Here is a 17,552-nt window from a genome sequence, read left to right as displayed (position 1 = left end):
GTCAGCCGCCCACACGCGGGTTGCCGGAACCGTCGGAATTGGGGCGAGCCGAGGCCACCAGGCGGGGAATGACCTCGCCGAGCTGGGCCGAATCCCATTTTTCGAACCGCTCTTCTTCCGGCCCCGCAACCCAGGTCTCCGCCACACCGATCTTGCCGCCCTTGACGTTGAAGACGCGGCCGGTGATGGACGCAGCCTCCGGCGAGGACAGCCACACCACCGGCGGAGCGATGTTTGCCGGTGAACCGTAGTCGAAGCCCGTCTTCTCTTTGATCTGCTCCAGATGCGCGACGTAGGCGTCGAGTCCGGCAGTCATCTGTGTGAGTGCGCTGGGGGCAATCGCATTGACCGTAACTCCCAGCCGCGCGAGTTCATCCGCAAGGATCACCGTGAGCCCGGCGATCGCCGCCTTCGCCGTTCCATAGTTGGACTGGCCGACATTGCCGTACAGACCTGAGGGTGAGGACGTGTTGACGATGCTGGGATTCTGCACGGGGTCGCCCTCCTTGTGCTTGGCCCGCCAGTAGTTCACGGCATGCCGGGTCGGGCAGAACGTTCCCCGAAGGTGGACCCGCATGACGTCATCCCACATGTCGACATCCATGTTCACAAACATCTTGTCACGCAGAATTCCGGCGTTGTTGACCAGAACGTGCAGATCGCCGAAGGCGTCCAGTGCGGACTGGATGAGGCGGCCGGCACCGTCCCAGTCGGAGACATCGTCGTTGTTTCCGATTGCCTCGCCCCCGGCGTCCCGGATCTCGGCGACGGTCTCGTCCACCGACCCTAGGTCGTTGACGACCACCTTGGCCCCCTGGCGGGCGAACTCGAGGGCATGCTCACGGCCGATGCCGCGGCCCGCACCTGTCACGACGACGACACGATTATCATGCAGACCCATACAACTTCTCCTTGTGTATACCGAACTCGTGGGTTCTTCCGAATCTGGAATTGACTGAGCTCGCCCTCGGTCAACCGGGGGTCCAGGGAGGCGGCGACCTTCCAACCGCATTCGGCCGAAGATCTGCGGCCCATACAACCAAGAGCTTAATCAGTTAGTTATTTATACCTTAATCTCGAGCTGGAGCCAACCGTTCGCGACCTTAGGCAGGCCGCGACGGTTGCGGTTCCGGATGTCGTTATCGGACAAAGAAAAAGGGCGCGTGATGACATCACGCGCCCTTTGCGAATCGCAGGGTGGTTCTACGACAGTACTTCGACGAGTGTCGTCCCGGAATCGTCGAGCATGACGTTGGCCACCTTGCGAAGGTGGCGAAGCCAGTGGGCTACTGCGCTGTCGACGTCGCCCTCTCTCAACAGTTTCAACAGCCGCCGGTAGGACCGGTACGCCAACTGGTCGACGACGAGCTCATGCTCGGGGCCGTGAGTGACAATGTATAGACGGTTGTGCGCATCCATGATGTGCAGGAGCATCCCCATCATGATGGACATTGTCTGAGACCCAGCCAGGTCCACGATCGCCTGATGGATCCGAGTGTCGAGTTTCGCGAACCCGACCGGATCCCCGAGCAAACTACGCCCCTCCTCAACGAGCTCGGTCAGCCTCTTCAGGTCCGGCTCGTTGCCTCCCCACGCGCGCAGAGCGGCAATCTCGACCTCTGTGCGAGCGCGATAGACATCGGCCAGTGCCACTCCCTGGTACTGCAAGAGCAAGCCCATGTGACGCGCCGCAACCGACTCGTCAGGCGCCAGAACCCGCGCGCCTCCGTGGGCGCCTCGCAGCACGACGATGATGGATTCCGACTCGAGGATGCGAAATGCCTCACGCATGGTCGGCCGGGACACACCGTACCGCTCCATGAGCGCGGACTCACCGGGGAGCGGGTCCCCGGGCTTCAGCTCGCCGGTCACGATCTGTCGCCTCAACTTGGCCGCTACCAGTTCACCGGCCTTCGGAACCCGCACCAACGACGACTCTGTACCAACCGACATATGCCCTCCATTCGGCGGTCAATCGTGCAATCATTCAATCATATCAACCCACAGGTCGGCCGGGGCCATCGCCCACCTAGGGCCATAGAAGAGAGAACAGTCCCGCCCCCTGCTCTGCAGGGATGACAAGGGCGCATCGGTCACCGATGCCTCGACGGGGCGAGCTACTGGCGGACGCAGCGGGTCCTCAGCTCAGGCGCTCCAAGATCATTGCCATACCCTGACCGCCGCCCACACACATCGTCTCGAGCCCGAACTGCTTGTCATGCCACCGCATGGAGTTCATCAACGTTGTCGCGATGCGAGCACCGGTCATTCCGAAGGGGTGACCTGCAGCGATGCCGCCGCCATTGACGTTCAGCCGGTCGAGCGGGATCCCCAGTTCCTTGTAGGAGGGGATCACCTGAGCAGCGAACGCCTCGTTGATCTCGAAGAGGTCGATGTCCCCGACCGACATCCCGGCGTTCGCGAGTGCGTTGCGGGTGGCGGCGATCGGCCCGAGTCCCATGATCTCGGGCGACAGGGCGGACACCCCTGTCGAAACGATACGTGCCAGAGGGGTGATTCCCAGCTCTGCAGCCTTCCGATCGGACATGATGATCAGCGCCGCAGCGCCGTCATTGAGTGGGCACGCGTTGCCTGCGGTGACGGTTCCGTCCGGCCGGAATGCCGGAGACAATGCCGCCAGCTTTTCGAGCGTGGTTCCGGCACGGGGACTTTCGTCACGATCCAGCACCTGGCCATCAGGCAGCGTGATCGGAGTGATTTCCCGTTTCCAGAAGCCGGCCTCGGCGGCCTGCTGATAGAGCGTCTGGGAACGCAGCGCGAACTCGTCCTGTTCCTGCCGCGAAACGTTGTACGCCTGAGCGACATTCTCCGCGGTCTGTCCCATTGCGATGTACACATCCGGCAGACCACCGGACGTCCGGGGATCCTGCCAAACGGGGGCATCACCCTGCGTGCGCTCGCGGGTCAGTGCTTGGGCAGACGAGAAGAGTGGATTCGTCCACGGATTCGCGGAGCGATCCCGGGGATCTGCATTCTCGTCGACGGGTGGGGTGTCCGCGTGGCCACGCCGTCCCCTGCTGATTGCCTCGACGCCCGCTGCGACGAAGACGTCGCCCTCGCCCGCACGGATTGCGTGCATTGCCATCCGCGTCGTCTGCACGCTGGACGCGCAGTACCTGGTGATGGTCGTTCCGGGGACGGTGTCCCACCCCAGCAGCGTGGCAACCACCCGTCCCATATTGAAGCCCTGTTCACCTCCCGGCGCGCCGCACCCGAGCATGAGGTCCTTGATCTCACTCGGGTCAAGCGCAGGGAGCTGCGTCGCAGCGGCCCGCACCGCTGTCGCAGCCAGGTCGTCGGGGCGCATGTCACGTAAGGCGCCCTTGTACGCGCGCCCGATCGGTGTGCGCGCGGCGGCGACGATCACTGCCTCTGCCATTGGTCTCCTCCAGTTGAGTTTCTCGTCTATGAAATCGAGTCAGTACCGCATGTGCGATCCCGCAGAAATGTTCACGATCTCGCCGGTGATGGATGCGGAGCGGTCCGACACCAGGAACGCCGCGGCCTCGACGATGTCCTCGACGCGCGGCAGCCGTCCCAGGGCCGTCTTGACCCGCTCGCCCTCCTGCATCTCCGGATGCAGCGTGTCGGTGAAGCGGGTCCCGGTCACCATGCCCATCGACAGGGTGTTGACCCGGATCCCGTGGGGCCCTCCCTCATGGGCGCAGCAACGGGTCAACACGCTGAGGCCGCCCTTGCTGACCGCATAGGGCGTCTCGATCCCTTCACCACCGACATCCGGAGCGTAGGTCGACACGTTAAGGATCACTCCAGGCGCTCCAGCATCACGCATGTGGTTCATGGCCTGCCGGGAAAGCATCCACGGACCAGTTAGATTGACCGCGAGCACCTGGTCCCACGAGGCCGGCTCGTAATCGAAGATCGACCCGATCACGTTCACCGCCGCGTTGTTCACCAGGATCGAGATCGGTCCCAACTCCGCGCGAACGGCGTCGGTCACGGCCACGATCTGCTCGCGGTCACCGACGTCGAGCACGTGCCCGACGGCGGTACCTCCGGTCGCATGGCGGATGTCGGTCACTGCCTCCGCCAGCCGACGCTCGTGCGAATCCGTGACGACGACCGTCGCACCTTCCGCTGCCAGCCTGGTGGCGATCGCCTTGCCTATCCCAGCCCCCGCGGCACCCGTGACCAGGGCTACGCGCCCGGACAACGACGACATCTGCACTCCTCGCTTGTTGATTGAATTCGACTCTTCCGCATCGCACCGGTGTCCGGCGATGCGGCACAGACTGTGTCTCGGAGCGAGACGCTCGCGGCATCCCACCGCCAAGCCGGCACGATCTGGTCGACCATGCCTCCGCTCGGGAATACAGATTAATTATTGCACTAATCTTGGCCCCGGACTACCGGTTGCCCATCCCGTCGTCCGAGCTGCCCGGCAAGGGCAAGCCTGCGCACCTTGCCGGTGGAGGTACGGGGAAAGTCCTCGACGAGGAACCACCGCGTCGGCTGCTTCTGCCGGGGTAAACACGCGCTCACGTACTCCGCGAGGTCGGTGTCGGTGATCGTCGATCCCGGCACGAGTCGCACCGCTGCGACCGGCTGCTCCCCGAGCCTCGGATCTGGCATGCCGAACACCACCACCTCCTCCACACCCGCCATGCGGGCGATCACGGACTCGATCTCCGCGGGATAAAGGTTCTCGCCACCCCGGATCACGACCTCTCGAATGCGTGAGTGGAAGGTGACAACCCCCTGGCTCATCGAGCACAGATCCCCGGTGCGCATCCATCCATGCTCGTCGCACACCGAGACCGTTTGCCCACTGGAGTCGAGATAGCCCGACATGATGAGCGGCCCACGAACACACAACTCACCGACCGTTCCCTCCTCGACGAGACGTCCATCCGCGCTTACGCAGTAATCCCGTTCCGGTAGCGGCCGACCGAGCGTACGAGTTCGTTCGTAGGGCGGATCATCGGGCGAACTCATCGTCATGCACGGAGCCTCGCTCTGGCCGTACGCCACGAGGAACCTGGTATCCAGTCGCTCCTCGAGCGAATCGATGAGCACCGGATCGACACTGGTCGCACCGCCAACAACGGCCGCGACCGAGGCAAAGTCGTCCGCCACGACACCGTCCAAGGACAGGATGTCGATGACCATTGTCGGCACGATCCCGACAATGCCAGGCCGGAGTCTCCGGATGGCTTCGACCGTCGAGCGGGGGTCGATCCGTTCCACTGCGACATAGGTTCCCGCAGTCATCAGCGCGCTCATCACCCCTCCGACGACGCCGCCGACATGCTCGAGGGGCAGCGGATTGAGTAGAACGGCTCCGTCGGTGGCGCCGGCAGCGGCCGCATAGTGCCGAGCCGACCCCAGCACGGCTCGATGGGATAGCACGGCCACCTTGGGTTGTCCGGTCGTACCCGATGTGAACTGCAAAAGGAATGGGTCATCAGCGTGCGCGCCATCCGAATGATCTCGGAAACCGACTCCGACATTTTCGAGTTCGCCCACGCTCACCACTTCCGGTACCAGCAGCGTGGAGTCGGCGATGGGTACCTCCCCGACCGTAACGAGCAGATCAATGCCGACTTGCGCACCACGGGCAGCGAGACCCTCCGCCGTCTCACCGGACGGCATGGGCACGACCGCGCATCCGGCGCGAGCGGCACCATACATCGCCACCATCCACGAAACCCGCTCACGCCCCAACAACCCCACCCTCCGATGCCGGAGGGGACGATCGCGGAGAGCCGCACCCACCGAGGTGGCCCGAGCGAAGAGCTCACCCCAGGTCAACTTGCACACCGTCGTCCCGTCGAGCCAGGAGATCGCAACCCGAGCCGGATGCCGCCTCGCGACATCGGAGAACCAGTCGTCGACGGTCCTGGCTGTGCCGGTCGGGTTGTGGTCGACCGCACCATGAGGTAGATACGACCAACCGGGACGGGCGCTCTCGCCCAGCTCGGGTAGCCTGCATAATTCAGTCACGATTACTCACACCTCACTCGCTCGCCGATCGCGGGTGTCCGGGCTCCGAGATCGTGTACACCGGCCAACTGCCGCCCCGGTCCGAACCGTCACCGGCCCTCGAACACCGGCTTTCGGTGCTCGAGGAAGGCCGACATCGCTTCCCGTGAATCCGCGGTATTCACCGCGAGTATCTGAGTACGGTTCTCCCGGTCAACCGCCTCGCCGAAGCCACAATTCTGGTTCGCCCAGAATGCTTCCTTCGTCGCTTCGAGCCCGAACGGTGAGAAACCCGCGATCTGCGCGGCCATGTCAATGGCTGCAGGAAGCAACTCGTCGTCGGGGTGGACAGCCGAGACGATCCCGCGCCGCTCCGCCTCCCCCGCCGAAACCAACCGATTGGTCAGCATCAACTCGAGCGCGTTGGACGTCCCCACCAGACGCGGGAGACTCCAGCTGATCCCGCCCTCGCACGCGCTCAGCCCCATTCGGATCGCACCATCACGGAACGAACCCGACTCGCCGGCGATCCGCACATCGGTAGCAAGTGCGAGTCCGAGGCCCGCGCCGACGGCCGGACCGTTGATCGCCGCGATTACCGGCTGCCGAAGCTGACGCACGGCCAGCGCCAGACCGGACGTGCGGCGCTGTGCCTCGAAACGGGTCGGGATATCCACGTCACTGCGCCCTCGGGCACCCCCCACATCGGAGCCAGCACAGAACGCGCGACCGGCACCGGTAAGGACAACTACGCGCACATCGTGCTGCCGGTGCACCTCCGACAGGACCCTGCGTAGCTCGTCGATCAGTGGCCAAGTGAGGGCATTGAGACTCTCGGGACGATTGAGGGTGATCATTGCAACACCCGTTGCGGGCTCCGACACCAGGAGCAGCGACTCGTCGACATCCATGGTCAGTCCTTTCAATCGCGCTGTGTAGCGCAGAGTTTGCGGTTCGGATCGAAGAGGCGGTCCGGATCGGCTTATCGCAGTCGCCACAGCCATCAGAGTTCGATCGCCGTCCGGGTGGTAGGGGACGATCAGCGCGGAAGTCCCAGCAGGCGCTCGGAGGCAATATTGCGCTGGATCTCGGCGGTGCCACCGTAGATGGTCTCCGCGCGTGACGACAGGAACAGCTTTCGCATTCCTGCGGCAGGCTCGGTTCCCTCGAACAATGATTCCGCTCCCACGATGTCCATGGCGAGCTCGCCCATGCGCTGATGGTGCGTCGAGGCGAAGAGTTTCGTCGTAACGGAAGCGGCGGCCGTCGCTGCGCCCGGCTGCGGGGCTTCGTCGTCGAGGAGGTCCGCGACCACCCGCAGGTTCGTCGCGCGCATGAGCTTGACGCCGATATACACGTCCACGAGGCGTCGACGGATCGCGGGATCGTCAATCGCACCACCGCGTCGGGCCAGGTCGAGCATGGCGTCGTACTCCCGCTCCATACCGAGCTGTATCGGCATCAGGGCGCTCCCTCGCTCGAACCCGAGGGTCGTAATCACGACCGGCCATCCACCGTTGACCTCACCCACGGTGAGATCGAGCGGAGTCTGTGCATCGTTGAAGAAGCACTCGCTGAACTCGGTCGACCGGACGATGTTCTCGATCGGCCGGATCTCGACTCCGTCCTGGGCGACGTCGATCAGGAGCAGCGACAATCCCCGGTGGCGCAACGACAGATCCGGATCGGTACGACAGAGCACGTAGAGCCAGTCCGCGTTATGCCCAAAGGTGGTCCAGATCTTCTGGCCGTTGACGTGCCATACATTCTCGGCATCCAGAGTGGCGCGCGTGCGCACGTCGGCCAGATCCGAACCCGCACCGGGTTCGCTCCACCCCTGCCCCCACATCTCCTCGACCGCGAGGATCTTCGGCAGGAAGCGTTGGCGTTGCTCTTCGGTGCCACAGGCGATCAGGGTCGGACCGAGCAGATCGAGCGCCTGGGTGCTGACCCTCGCCGGTGCAGCAGCACGCGCGTACTCGTACTCGAATACAATCTCCTCGGCGAGGCCGAGCCCTCTACCGCCGTAGCGAGTGGGCCACGTCAGACCCAGCCAGCCGTCTCGGGAGAGTTCGCGCTCCCATTCGACCCTGAGATCCCACGCGGTGTCGTCGGTGGGACTGCCGATACCGCGGTGCGCGGCAAAGTCTCCGACCAGATGCTCGGAGAACCACGTTCGAACCTCCTCGCGGAAGTCGGCGACGTTCGGGGCGAAATCGTTGTCCATGTCGTGGAATCCTGATCCTAGACGGGCGGTAAAATGATCAACTCGGCTTCCCGAATACCTCGACTGCGTTGGCACCGAGGTAGCCGTCCCGGGCGGCACCGGCAAGAGGCAGGGCGCGGCCCTCCTCGATCGTGCGTTCGATCGGCAGGATCGGATAGTCCGAGGCCCACATGAGCTTGCGCGGATTGCGGCGTTGCGCAAAGGTGAGAATTTCCTCGGGGACGTACTTCGGAGCCCATCCCGCCGTCATGGCGAAAACGTTGGGGTGCTTGATCAGCATGGCGATCGTCTCGCTGATCCACGGGTCACCCAAATGGCTCATCACGAGCTTCAGGTCCGGGAAGGTGAGGGCGACCTCATCGATCAGAATCGTGCGCTGAAGCTTCGCGGGCTTCATCGGCCCCGGTACGCCGACATTGATCGAGACGACCGCACCCTCGTCGCAGGCGGCGGTGTAGGCCGGGTAGGCCAGCTTGTCGTCGATGGCGATGCCGGTGAACATCGGAATGATACGGATGCACTTGATCCCATACTCCCGCACTGCGATACGAACATGGCGTGCAGCATCGTAACCTAGTCGTGGGTCGATGCCGACCGAGGTGACGAAGCGGCCCGGGTAGTCACGCTGAATCTCGGCCAGCCGCGTACACGTCTCACGCAGCACCTGCTCGCCGGACTTCGTGCCGTGCACGAACGGGGGCGTGATGTCGCGTGGCACCTTGGTCAGCACGCCGGACGCGATACCTAGTCGGTCCATCTCGGCTACTACATCGGCGATCGTCTCACCGCCCTCGTAGGCGCTGTTTCCCCGTTTGAACCTCGCCACAACGGAGGGGTCGGGCGTGACCTCTCCCGGCTGGTAAGGCAGGTTGATCCAGGCATCGAACACTTCCGGCTCCGCGGACCCCGCCGTTTGATCTGTCATGTCCATCTCCTCGCTATCGTCGGGGTCGGCACATCGCCGCACGATCCCCTTTGGCCTGACCGACTTTGCGGCGGTCTCATCAGAGGGCTACCGGCCTCGATAGACCGGTGCCCGCTTCTCCTTCATCGCCGATAACGCCTCGGCCGAGTCCTCGGTCGCCGCAATGACGGCGAAGTGTGAGGACGCAAGATCGAGTGCGGTATTCAGATCTGCGCCGGCCGATTGGTAAGTGATCCGCTTGATCATCCGGCTCGTCAGCGGCGCGTGCCGTGCGATGGACTGCGCGAACGCACGGGTCTCATCTGCGAAGTCTTCCGCAGGCGCTACTCGGTTGGCCAATCCGATACGAAGGGCCTCGTCCGCCGAGACGAAGTCGCCGGTCAGCAGCATCTCCAGCGCCTTGGACGTGCCGACGATTCTCGGCAGATAATAGGCTCCACCGTCGCCGGGCGTCAGCCCGACACGGATATATCCCTCGGACAGTGATGCGGTCGACGACATGATCCGCATGTCACACATGAGGGCCATGTCGAGGCCTGCTCCGACCGCCACGCCGTTGATCGCGGCGATCACCGGTTTGTCGAGAGTTGCCATTGCCCGGGCCACTCTATGTATCTCGTCGTGTAACTGTGCTTTTCGCTCGATCGGAGTCAGTCCGGAATCGGCATTGGAGATCTGTCCCAGATCCACACCCGAGCAGAACGCCTTGTCGCCTGCCCCGGTCAGGACGACGACACGGACGTCGTCATCGTCGCCTGCATGACGGATCAGACGCTCCCACTCGCGAATCATCGCGAAAGTGAAAGCGTTACGGGCATCCGGCCGGTTAAGCGTGATCGTGCCGACGCCCTCGTCGAACGTCCAGTAAATTTCCTGCATCGATCACTCCTCCACACCACTCCGCTTGGGTCCGGGCCTTCAGGTTTTCCGACCTATCCACCCACGCATCTCGTCTAATTCGATAACTAATTGTACTATACGGCCATGGATGCCTCAGTAGACAGTTTCGGCGGGCTCACCCTTTCCGACGCCGACCGCGACTTCCGAGAGGAGGTGCGGACCTGGTTCGCCGACCACCTGACCGGGGAGTTCGCCGGCCAGGCCGACCGTGGCGGCCCCGACGATGATGACAACTGGGAGTTGCGTCGCGCCTGGGAGCACGAACTCGGCCGCGGCAACTGGCTCGGCCTCTCGTGGCCGCCCGAATATGGTGGCCGCGGCGCCACCATGACCCAGGAAATCATCTTCGCGATGGAGTATGCGCGTTCCGGAGCCCCCCCACGTGCCGCCTTTCACGGAGAGACATTGATGGCGCCGACGGCCTTGAGCTACGGCACCGAGGAACAGAAGAAGCGACTCCTGCTACCCATGTCCCGCGGCGAGGTGGTCTGGTGCCAGGGGTACTCCGAGCCCGGTGCAGGCTCCGACCTCGCCAATGTGGGAACTCGGGCGCAGCTCGACGGAACGGAGTGGGTGATCAACGGTCAGAAGATCTGGACCACCTTCGCCCACCACGCGAACTGGATGTTTGCAATCGTGCGGACGGACCCTCACTCCTCTAAGCACGCCGGTCTGTCCTATCTGCTCATTCCAATGGACCAACCAGGCGTCACCGTTCGGCCCATTCGAACAATGCTCGGGGACAGCGGCTTCAACGAGGTCTTCTTCGACGATGCCCGCACCTCTCAGGACAACGTCCTCGGTCCGGTGGGTGTCGGTTGGAGCGCCGCGATGACCACCCTCGGACACGAGCGGGCCACGTCGGTACTCAACTACCAGTTCTCGTTCGTCCGCGAGATGAAGCATCTGGAGACGCTCGCACGGCATCGCGGTGCACTCGACGATCCGGCGCTGCGGAGCCGGATTGTCGACTCGTATATCGGCCTGCAGATCATGGCATACAACAATCTGCGGACATTGACCACCGCGCTGCGCGAGGGCAAGTTCGGCCCGGAGGCATCGATCGGCAAGTACTACTGGTCGAAATGGCACCAGAAGTTCACCGACGTAGCAATGGACGTGCTCGGTCCGGAGGCTCTGCTCGGAACGGACTGGCGAACGGACGGTGATCCGAACACCCAGGAAGTGACCATCGACGAGGCGACGGCGATGCGTCGCGCATTCATCCGAAGTCGCGCAGAAACGATCTATGCGGGCGCCAGTGAAATCCAAAAAAACATCATTAGTGAGCGTGTGCTGAATCTTCCGAAGGAGCCCCGCCGATGACCAGCTCTGCCAATCCAGTCGCAGGCGCGCTGAGCGGGATACGCATTCTGGATCTCAGTCGCATCCTGGCCGCTCCGTTCGCCACGCAGCTCCTCGGCGATCTCGGCGCCGACATCATCAAGGTGGAGCGCCCAGGCTCCGGTGACGACGCCCGACAGTACGGCCCCCCGTTCCTGGGCGATCCCGAGGATCGCACGTCCGGCTTCTACTTGAGCACCAACCGGAACAAGAGATCCATCACGGTCGATCACTCACGGACGGAGGGTGCCGATCTGATTCGCGCGATCGCCGCCGAGTCCGACGTACTTATCGAAAACTTTCGAACCGGGGTGCTGTCGAAGTACGGGCTCGGCTACGACGAACTGCGTAAGGTCAATCCCGGCCTGATCTATTGCTCCGTGACGGGCTTCGGTCAGGACGGCCCTTATGCATCGCGGGCCGGATACGACGGGGTCTTCCAGGCAATGTGCGGCATGATGAGCGTGTCCGGCCATCCTGACGGCGAGCCCGGAGCGGGCCCGATGAAGGTCGGTGTCTCGATGGTCGACGTCATCACCGGCCTCTACACGACCTCCGCCATCCTGGCTGCTCTTCGGCATCGCGATGTCTCGGACGGTGCCGGTCAGTACATCGACATATCGCTGCTCGACTGCGGGCTGGCCTCCCTCTCGCACTACGTGCAGAACTACCTCGTCTCCGGGGTTCCCGCCCCTCGCCGCGGCAACGGTGGCTTCGGCGGCATCCCGTCCCAGGCCTTCGAGTGCGCGGATGGTGAGGACATCTTCGTCGTCGCGAGCACAGCACCTCAATTCGCGGCACTCGCACGGGCTCTCGGACGGGACGAACTCGTCGACGATCCGCGGTTCGCGACCGTCTCGGCCCGCATCGAGAATCGCGATCTCGTTCTCGACGAGCTGTCAGCGATCTTCCGGCAGCACCCGTCCGCGCATTGGGTGAAACGGTTGGAGGAGGCGGGCGTTCCATGCAGTCCGGTGAACTCGATCCCCGAGGTGTTCGCGAATCCTCAGGTTGTCCACCGTGGGATGCTCCAGCGCGACGAGGACGACGAGCTCGACTTGCTCCGGAACCCGATTCGGCTCTCGCAGACGCCGATCGCGGAGTACCGTCGGCCGCCGAATCTCGGTGAGCACACCGACGAAATTCTGACCGGAGTCCTCGGCAAGGGTCCGGAAGATGTGGCCCGTCTGCACAAATTGGGCGTCGTCTGATGGAACCCTGGGATAGTCGACTCCGGCTGCATCGCTCGCCACCACACGAGCTGCGCGGTGTGAGTTGACGACCACCGGTACGCGTCCCCTAACCGAGTATCCAACGGCGCCCGCTGCAATTGTGATGTCAGAAACAGAATGAAGGACTCGAGATGACCTACACATTCATCCGGTACGAGAGGGTGGGTGCGGGCAACATCGCTCGCATCGTCCTCGATCGTCCCGAGACGAGGAACGCACAGAACCGAGGTCTGCTGACCGAGCTTGACGATGCGTTCCGGCGAGCCGAGCAGGACGATTCGATCGATGTGATCATTCTGTCCGGCAGCGGAGCCGGATTCTCGTCCGGTCACGATATGGGCTCCGAGATCGCGGCACTCGAGGAGTTGCCCGGGCCCCGCCAGCATCCGACGTTCCGCATCGACGGTGGTACGGCGGAGTCTCACGTCGAGCGCCGTATGAGGCAAGAGTGGCACTACTACTTCGAGTGCACCCGGCGGTGGCGGGAGTTGCGGAAGATCACCATCGCGCAGGTCCACGGCAAGGTGATTTCGGCCGGGCTCATGCTGATGTGGGCATGCGACCTCATTGTGGCGGCGGAGGACACGTTGTTCGCCGATGTCGTGGCGGTTCGGCTGGGGATGCCCGGGGTGGAGTACATGGCGCACCCGTTCGAGTTCGGGCCGCGCAGGGCGAAGGAGCTCCTCCTGACCGGAGATGCCATCGATGCGGAGGAGGCGCACCGGATCGGCATGGTGTCCAAGGTGTTCCCCGGGGAGGAACTCGGCGAGCGTACCGTCGAGTTCGCGAGTCGCATCGCCCGCCGGCCGGCGATGGCCCGCCTCCTGATCAAGGACTCGGTCAATGGCGCAGTGGATGCGATGGGATTTCAGGAGTCGCTCCGCCACAGTTTCGGTCTGCACCAGCTGGGTCATGCACACTGGACGGCGCTGCACGAGGACAAGTTTCCGGCGGCGAAACCGGGCCCTGACATCGAGGACTGGAAAGCTGCCGGACCGCTGCAGACCGCGAATCCACACCGCGCATGATCAAACGATTCACCCACTATGCATCGCTTCCGGCACGAGCCGCCGAACGGTGGCCTGAGCGGGTCGCTCTCGAATTCGAAGGAGAGCGATGGACATTCCGTGAGTTCGACCGCGCCGTCCATCGAACTGAACTTCTACTTTTCGACGCCGGTATACGTGCCGGAATGCGTACCGTGCTTCTGTTGGAGAACAGCCCTGAGTATGTCTTCGCGCAGTTCGCACTCGCCCGGATCGGCGCGGCGTTCGTGACACCGAACCCCTACTGGACCGACGTGGAGCTCCGGCGTACGCTTGCGCCGGTCGGCGCGCAAGCAGCGATCGTCGCGGCACGGCACGAGCGGATGGCAGGCGGTTTTCCTGTCTGCATTCGCGCCGAGGAGATCCGCACGAGTCCGTGCGGCACCGAGATTCCGGTGATCTCGACGGACCACGATCCCGGCTCGGGGCATTCGCGCCGTGAACTGTGCATCCCATTCTCCTCTGGCACGACTGGCCTCCCTAAAGGTGTGGTGCACACCCACGCAAGCCTGGCGGGCGGCATCGGCCAGCTCGTACGGCACCTGCACCTGACGGAAAAGGATCGACTCCAGATCTCCCTGCCGCTGTGCCATATCTTCGGTACGTCCATGATGGGCGCCGCAGTATCCGCGGGGGCGAAGGTCACCCTGTTCGAGCGGTTCGACTTCGACCAGTGCATCCGACAACTCAGGGAGGACGCCGTTACAGTGTGGCCTCTTGCCGGAAGTGTGGCCAACCGCTTGGCGGAACTCCCCACCCTGAGCCGGCGAGACTTTCCCGGTCTTCGGTTCTTCATGTGGGGAGGAAGCGCCGTTCCGGAGCACCTTGCGTCGGTGATCACGTCCCGAACTGGAATCGGATTTCTCTGCTCGTATGGCATGACCGAAGCATTTGCGACTGCGTTCAACCCGGTCGATTCGCCTGCCCTGTGGCGCCTGGACTCACCTGGATTCCCAACCGCAGGCACCGAGATCCGGCTCGGTGTGGACAATGAAATCGAGGTGCGCAGCCCGTGTGTGGCGAGCGGCTACACGACGCAACCCGCGGATGCCGCCGACGAGACGTTTCTCCCCGGTGGGTGGCTCCGCACAGGGGACGTGGGCCGGATCGATCCCGATGGCCGTCTGTGGATTGTCGACCGCCGGAAGGACATGATCAAGGTGTCGGGATTCCAGGTAGCGCCGGCCGAGGTCGAGATCGAGCTCCTCCGCCATCCCGCAGTGACGGACGCCGCAGTTATCGGGCGCCCCGACGAACGGCGCGGCGAACAGGTTGTCGCATTCGTGGTCGCTTCCGAGCCGGTCTCGCCGGACGATTTGCTGGCCGACCTCGCGGATCGCTTAGCAAGCTACAAACTCCCTCGCAAGGTCGTCTTCGTCGACCGGCTCCCCCGCACCTCGGCAGGCAAGCTGCAACGGGCGCTTCTTCGCAGCGGTAGCAGCTAGCCACCCGACGACCACATCCTCGACAGCTCGACGTTGCTATCGTCGCTCTATCCCATCGTGCATGGCACAGCACCCGAACAGGAGAGTAGACATCATGACGTCGCTTCGCGAACGGAACCGAACCCGGACGCGCCGCGACATCGAGAATGCCGCTTTGGAGCTCTTCGAGAAGCAAGGCTACGACGCCACTGGTGTCGACGAGATCACGGAACTGGCAGGGGTGTCACGCGCGACCTTCTTTCGCTACTACGGGTCCAAGGAGGAAGTGCTGTTCACCAACGAGACCGACGCGGTCGCCGAGATGGTGGCACACATCGCCGAACGGGAAGACCCGCGCCAGAACCTCGCCGCCCTGGCATCACCGGTGGCCCGCTTCGGTCGCGGTCTGCTCGACGACGATTCTTCGGAGGGACAGCGCCTGACACGTCTGGTCATGACCACCCGCGAACTCGAGGCACGCAGCATGCGAATGCGACTGCGGTGGGAACGTGGCATCGCCCGGCAGCTCGCGCGGGAACGCGATGAGCAGTCTCCCGCCACAACGGATATTCTTCTCGCCAACCTCGCCGTGGCCTGCCTCGCGGCCGCCCTTTGGGCGTGGCAGGCCAGCCCGGAGGACACCACCATCGAACGGATTCTCGGGGATCAGTTCGCTGACGCACTTCGTCTGTGCGGCCTAGAGGGCCGGTGAGCCCGACGCGCGAGGTCTGATCCGCGCCTATACGCGCGGATAGACGGCGGCGAGGGCTATCTGGTCGCTCAAATTCGCACCGGTAGCACGGACACTTGCCCAGAGCGCTTCACGGAAGCGGCGCGTCGACATGCCGAATTGCTCGAAGATCTCGTCGGCGGGAGCCCCACCGTAGGGCAACCACATCCGAGCGAACGCCATAATCTCGTTCGCAGGCCGGCCCGGCAGGACGCCGGCACGCGGCACCGCCAGCCTTCGGCCGCCTTCCACTGGGCGAAAATCCCTGCACGCGTGGCGAAGAACGGAGTCGCTTCCGACTCGGTTAGGTTCCATGTGCATACCTCCAAAAGTACGTCCACCGGTCATGGCGTTCCGGCAGAACACCCTCGCTGATAAGCTTAATTATATACCGGTATAGCCATTGCGCGACAAGTTCTCAGACTGATACTCTGTCTCACATCGGTGGAACTTTTCCACCAAATCTACGGTGGAACTCTTCCACCAAATCAACGGTGGAGATCTCCACCAAACATCGTCCTGCCGAGACGACACACCCGGAGGTGAGCAATGGCGCTGATCCAGAACTCTGTGGGAAAGCTCCCCTACCTACTGACAGACTTCGACCAGCACTCCTACGAGGCACCGGACGCATTCACACGCTTCATGCCGAAGAACAAGCTGCACACGGCGGTACGGCCGATCGAAGCACCCGGGTTCGACCGTAAGGTCCTGCTTGCGAACGACCGCATCGTCACCGCCCTCGAAGCAGACCTCGAACAGGCCTACGTACCGGGATCTCTGGTCGAGATGCTCAAACAACGGGCTTCAGGTAACGCTACCGACGCCGAGCGGTTCTACGAGCCCATCCAGCCGGAGTACCGCGACCGGGACAAGCGTCTCATCCAGCTCGCCGAGCAGCAGATCGAGAAGACCGTGATGTACCCGGGCGGCTGGGGACTGCTCGCGGAGGCCTACCTTGACGACGCGGAGGTTCTCTACGACAACCTCGAGTCGTTCAACCGTTGGATCGATGAGGACTGGGGCTTTTGCTACAAGGACACAATCCACGCTCCTGCGTTGCTGTCGTTGCGCGACCTTGATCGGGCCTGTGCCGAGTTGGACCGAGTTCTGAACGCGGGCGCGCGGTTCATCATGCTCCCTGCCGGCCCCGCTTACGGCCGATCCCCCGGTGATCCCTACTTCGACCCGTTCTGGGCCCGCGTCAACGAGGCGAAGATTGTCGTCTCGTACCACATCTCGGAGTTCTACTATCAGGCCAATGTCGCCGCAGACTGGGGTTGGAAGTTGGTTCCGCCCTTCCAGTTCTCCGCATGGCAGTGGCAGAACACCTACGGCGAGCGGCCAATCACCGACACCCTATCGGCCCTGATCTTCGACAACCTGTTCGGCCGCTTCCCGAATATCAGGGTCCTTGTCAGCGAGTTCGGAGCCGAGTGGGTTCCGCACTTCATCCGGCACATGGACAAGAGTCGCGGCATGGCACGGAACGGCCGCTGGCTCGGAGGCCAGCTGTCCGAGCGGCCGAGCACGATCTTCAAGAACCACATCCGCGTAGTCCCGTACCCGGAGGACGACACGGTCACCATGGCCGACAAGCTCGGCACGGTGGACTGCTTGGTCATGGGTTCGGACTGGCCACACGCCGAGGGTCTGCGCGAACCGGCCGACTTCTTCCAGAAGGCCGAAGGGCTCGGAGAAGAACGACGAAAACTGTTCCTGCGCGACAACGGAATAGGACTGTTCACCGGCGCCTGACC

The 17,552-nt window shown here is 63.5% G+C and carries 16 protein-coding genes; 6 read left to right on the top strand and 10 right to left on the bottom strand.

Annotated elements, in window-relative coordinates; translation table 11 throughout:
* Nucleotide 1 precedes the first annotated feature (1 nt).
* The 9 genes from GFS60_RS18685 to GFS60_RS18645 all read right to left on the bottom strand — a co-directional run bounded on the left by GFS60_RS18685 (nucleotide 2) and on the right by GFS60_RS18645 (nucleotide 9,995).
* On the bottom strand, nucleotides 2–901 hold the full coding sequence (locus tag GFS60_RS18685) for an SDR family NAD(P)-dependent oxidoreductase (RefSeq protein WP_159923503.1): 900 nt from the start codon (nucleotides 899–901) through the stop codon (nucleotides 2–4).
* Between the two features lie 302 nt (nucleotides 902–1,203).
* A complete protein-coding gene (locus GFS60_RS18680; protein ID WP_159923501.1) occupies nucleotides 1,204–1,953 on the bottom strand; it encodes a FadR/GntR family transcriptional regulator in 750 nt (249 codons plus the stop codon).
* Nucleotides 1,954–2,140: 187 nt separating this feature from the next.
* Nucleotides 2,141–3,400, bottom strand: a complete 1,260-nt coding sequence (locus tag GFS60_RS18675; protein ID WP_159923499.1) for an acetyl-CoA C-acetyltransferase — start codon at nucleotides 3,398–3,400, stop codon at nucleotides 2,141–2,143.
* Between the two features lie 39 nt (nucleotides 3,401–3,439).
* Nucleotides 3,440–4,204 (bottom strand): SDR family NAD(P)-dependent oxidoreductase, encoded by a 765-nt coding sequence (locus GFS60_RS18670; protein WP_159923497.1) that lies wholly within the window; start codon nucleotides 4,202–4,204, stop codon nucleotides 3,440–3,442.
* 167 nt (nucleotides 4,205–4,371) lie between these two features.
* Entirely contained in the window at nucleotides 4,372–5,985 is a 1,614-nt protein-coding gene (locus tag GFS60_RS18665; protein WP_159923495.1) for a class I adenylate-forming enzyme family protein, read from the bottom strand.
* Between the two features lie 89 nt (nucleotides 5,986–6,074).
* A complete protein-coding gene (locus GFS60_RS18660; protein ID WP_159923493.1) occupies nucleotides 6,075–6,875 on the bottom strand; it encodes an enoyl-CoA hydratase/isomerase family protein in 801 nt (266 codons plus the stop codon).
* 128 nt (nucleotides 6,876–7,003) lie between these two features.
* Nucleotides 7,004–8,191, bottom strand: a complete 1,188-nt coding sequence (locus GFS60_RS18655; protein WP_159923491.1) for an acyl-CoA dehydrogenase family protein — start codon at nucleotides 8,189–8,191, stop codon at nucleotides 7,004–7,006.
* Between the two features lie 37 nt (nucleotides 8,192–8,228).
* Nucleotides 8,229–9,116, bottom strand: coding sequence for an amidohydrolase family protein (locus tag GFS60_RS18650; protein WP_159923489.1), 888 nt, complete (start codon nucleotides 9,114–9,116; stop codon nucleotides 8,229–8,231).
* Between the two features lie 87 nt (nucleotides 9,117–9,203).
* Nucleotides 9,204–9,995, bottom strand: a complete 792-nt coding sequence (locus GFS60_RS18645; protein ID WP_159923487.1) for an enoyl-CoA hydratase/isomerase family protein — start codon at nucleotides 9,993–9,995, stop codon at nucleotides 9,204–9,206.
* 105 nt (nucleotides 9,996–10,100) lie between these two features.
* Here GFS60_RS18645 and GFS60_RS18640 point away from each other — a divergent pair, with 105 nt between their 5' ends.
* From GFS60_RS18640 to GFS60_RS18620, 5 genes are all read left to right on the top strand, one after another.
* A complete protein-coding gene (locus GFS60_RS18640) occupies nucleotides 10,101–11,342 on the top strand; it encodes an acyl-CoA dehydrogenase family protein (RefSeq protein ID WP_159923485.1) in 1,242 nt (413 codons plus the stop codon).
* Nucleotides 11,339–12,571 carry a CaiB/BaiF CoA transferase family protein gene (locus GFS60_RS18635; protein ID WP_159923483.1) on the top strand — a complete coding sequence of 411 codons (1,233 nt, stop codon included), beginning with the start codon at nucleotides 11,339–11,341 and terminating at the stop codon, nucleotides 12,569–12,571. The genes GFS60_RS18640 and GFS60_RS18635 overlap by 4 nt, the downstream gene beginning before the upstream one ends.
* A 152-nt stretch (nucleotides 12,572–12,723) precedes the next feature.
* A complete protein-coding gene (locus GFS60_RS18630) occupies nucleotides 12,724–13,620 on the top strand; it encodes an enoyl-CoA hydratase (RefSeq protein WP_159923481.1) in 897 nt (298 codons plus the stop codon).
* Entirely contained in the window at nucleotides 13,617–15,083 is a 1,467-nt protein-coding gene (locus GFS60_RS18625) for a class I adenylate-forming enzyme family protein (protein WP_159923479.1), read from the top strand. The genes GFS60_RS18630 and GFS60_RS18625 overlap by 4 nt, the downstream gene beginning before the upstream one ends.
* Nucleotides 15,084–15,177: 94 nt before the next feature.
* Nucleotides 15,178–15,774: a TetR family transcriptional regulator gene (locus GFS60_RS18620; protein WP_159923477.1), complete on the top strand. Its 597-nt coding sequence runs from the start codon at nucleotides 15,178–15,180 to the stop codon at nucleotides 15,772–15,774.
* A gap of 27 nt (nucleotides 15,775–15,801) precedes the next feature.
* Here the strand turns inward: GFS60_RS18620 and GFS60_RS18615 are convergent, their stop codons facing one another.
* Nucleotides 15,802–15,975: a hypothetical protein gene (locus tag GFS60_RS18615; protein WP_159923475.1), complete on the bottom strand. Its 174-nt coding sequence runs from the start codon at nucleotides 15,973–15,975 to the stop codon at nucleotides 15,802–15,804.
* A gap of 366 nt (nucleotides 15,976–16,341) precedes the next feature.
* Between GFS60_RS18615 and GFS60_RS18610 the strand changes: the two genes are divergently transcribed.
* Entirely contained in the window at nucleotides 16,342–17,550 is a 1,209-nt protein-coding gene (locus GFS60_RS18610) for an amidohydrolase family protein (RefSeq protein WP_159923473.1), read from the top strand.
* Nucleotides 17,551–17,552: the final 2 nt, after the last annotated feature.

The organism is Rhodococcus sp. WAY2 (assembly GCF_009859915.1).
Classification (GTDB): Bacteria; Actinomycetota; Actinomycetes; order Mycobacteriales; family Mycobacteriaceae; genus Rhodococcus_F; species Rhodococcus_F oxybenzonivorans.
The sequence above is the reverse complement of the archived record's forward strand: the minus strand, read 5'-3'. Positions and strand labels throughout refer to the sequence as shown.

Bases quoted from the DNA above. Each gene is read 5' to 3' on its own strand.
- GFS60_RS18685 (WP_159923503.1), bottom strand. From the start codon at position 901: ATGGGTCTGCATGATAATCGTGTCGTCGTCGTGACAGGTGCGGGCCGC.
- GFS60_RS18680 (WP_159923501.1), bottom strand. From the start codon at position 1,953: ATGTCGGTTGGTACAGAGTCGTCGTTGGTGCGGGTTCCGAAGGCCGGT.
- GFS60_RS18675 (WP_159923499.1), bottom strand. From the start codon at position 3,400: ATGGCAGAGGCAGTGATCGTCGCCGCCGCGCGCACACCGATCGGGCGC.
- GFS60_RS18670 (WP_159923497.1), bottom strand. From the start codon at position 4,204: ATGTCGTCGTTGTCCGGGCGCGTAGCCCTGGTCACGGGTGCCGCGGGG.
- GFS60_RS18660 (WP_159923493.1), bottom strand. From the start codon at position 6,875: ATGGATGTCGACGAGTCGCTGCTCCTGGTGTCGGAGCCCGCAACGGGT.
- GFS60_RS18655 (WP_159923491.1), bottom strand. From the start codon at position 8,191: ATGGACAACGATTTCGCCCCGAACGTCGCCGACTTCCGCGAGGAGGTT.
- GFS60_RS18650 (WP_159923489.1), bottom strand. From the start codon at position 9,116: ATGACAGATCAAACGGCGGGGTCCGCGGAGCCGGAAGTGTTCGATGCC.
- GFS60_RS18645 (WP_159923487.1), bottom strand. From the start codon at position 9,995: ATGCAGGAAATTTACTGGACGTTCGACGAGGGCGTCGGCACGATCACG.
- GFS60_RS18640 (WP_159923485.1), top strand. From the start codon at position 10,101: ATGGATGCCTCAGTAGACAGTTTCGGCGGGCTCACCCTTTCCGACGCC.
- GFS60_RS18635 (WP_159923483.1), top strand. From the start codon at position 11,339: ATGACCAGCTCTGCCAATCCAGTCGCAGGCGCGCTGAGCGGGATACGC.
- GFS60_RS18630 (WP_159923481.1), top strand. From the start codon at position 12,724: ATGACCTACACATTCATCCGGTACGAGAGGGTGGGTGCGGGCAACATC.
- GFS60_RS18625 (WP_159923479.1), top strand. From the start codon at position 13,617: ATGATCAAACGATTCACCCACTATGCATCGCTTCCGGCACGAGCCGCC.
- GFS60_RS18620 (WP_159923477.1), top strand. From the start codon at position 15,178: ATGACGTCGCTTCGCGAACGGAACCGAACCCGGACGCGCCGCGACATC.
- GFS60_RS18615 (WP_159923475.1), bottom strand. From the start codon at position 15,975: ATGGCGTTCGCTCGGATGTGGTTGCCCTACGGTGGGGCTCCCGCCGAC.
- GFS60_RS18610 (WP_159923473.1), top strand. From the start codon at position 16,342: ATGGCGCTGATCCAGAACTCTGTGGGAAAGCTCCCCTACCTACTGACA.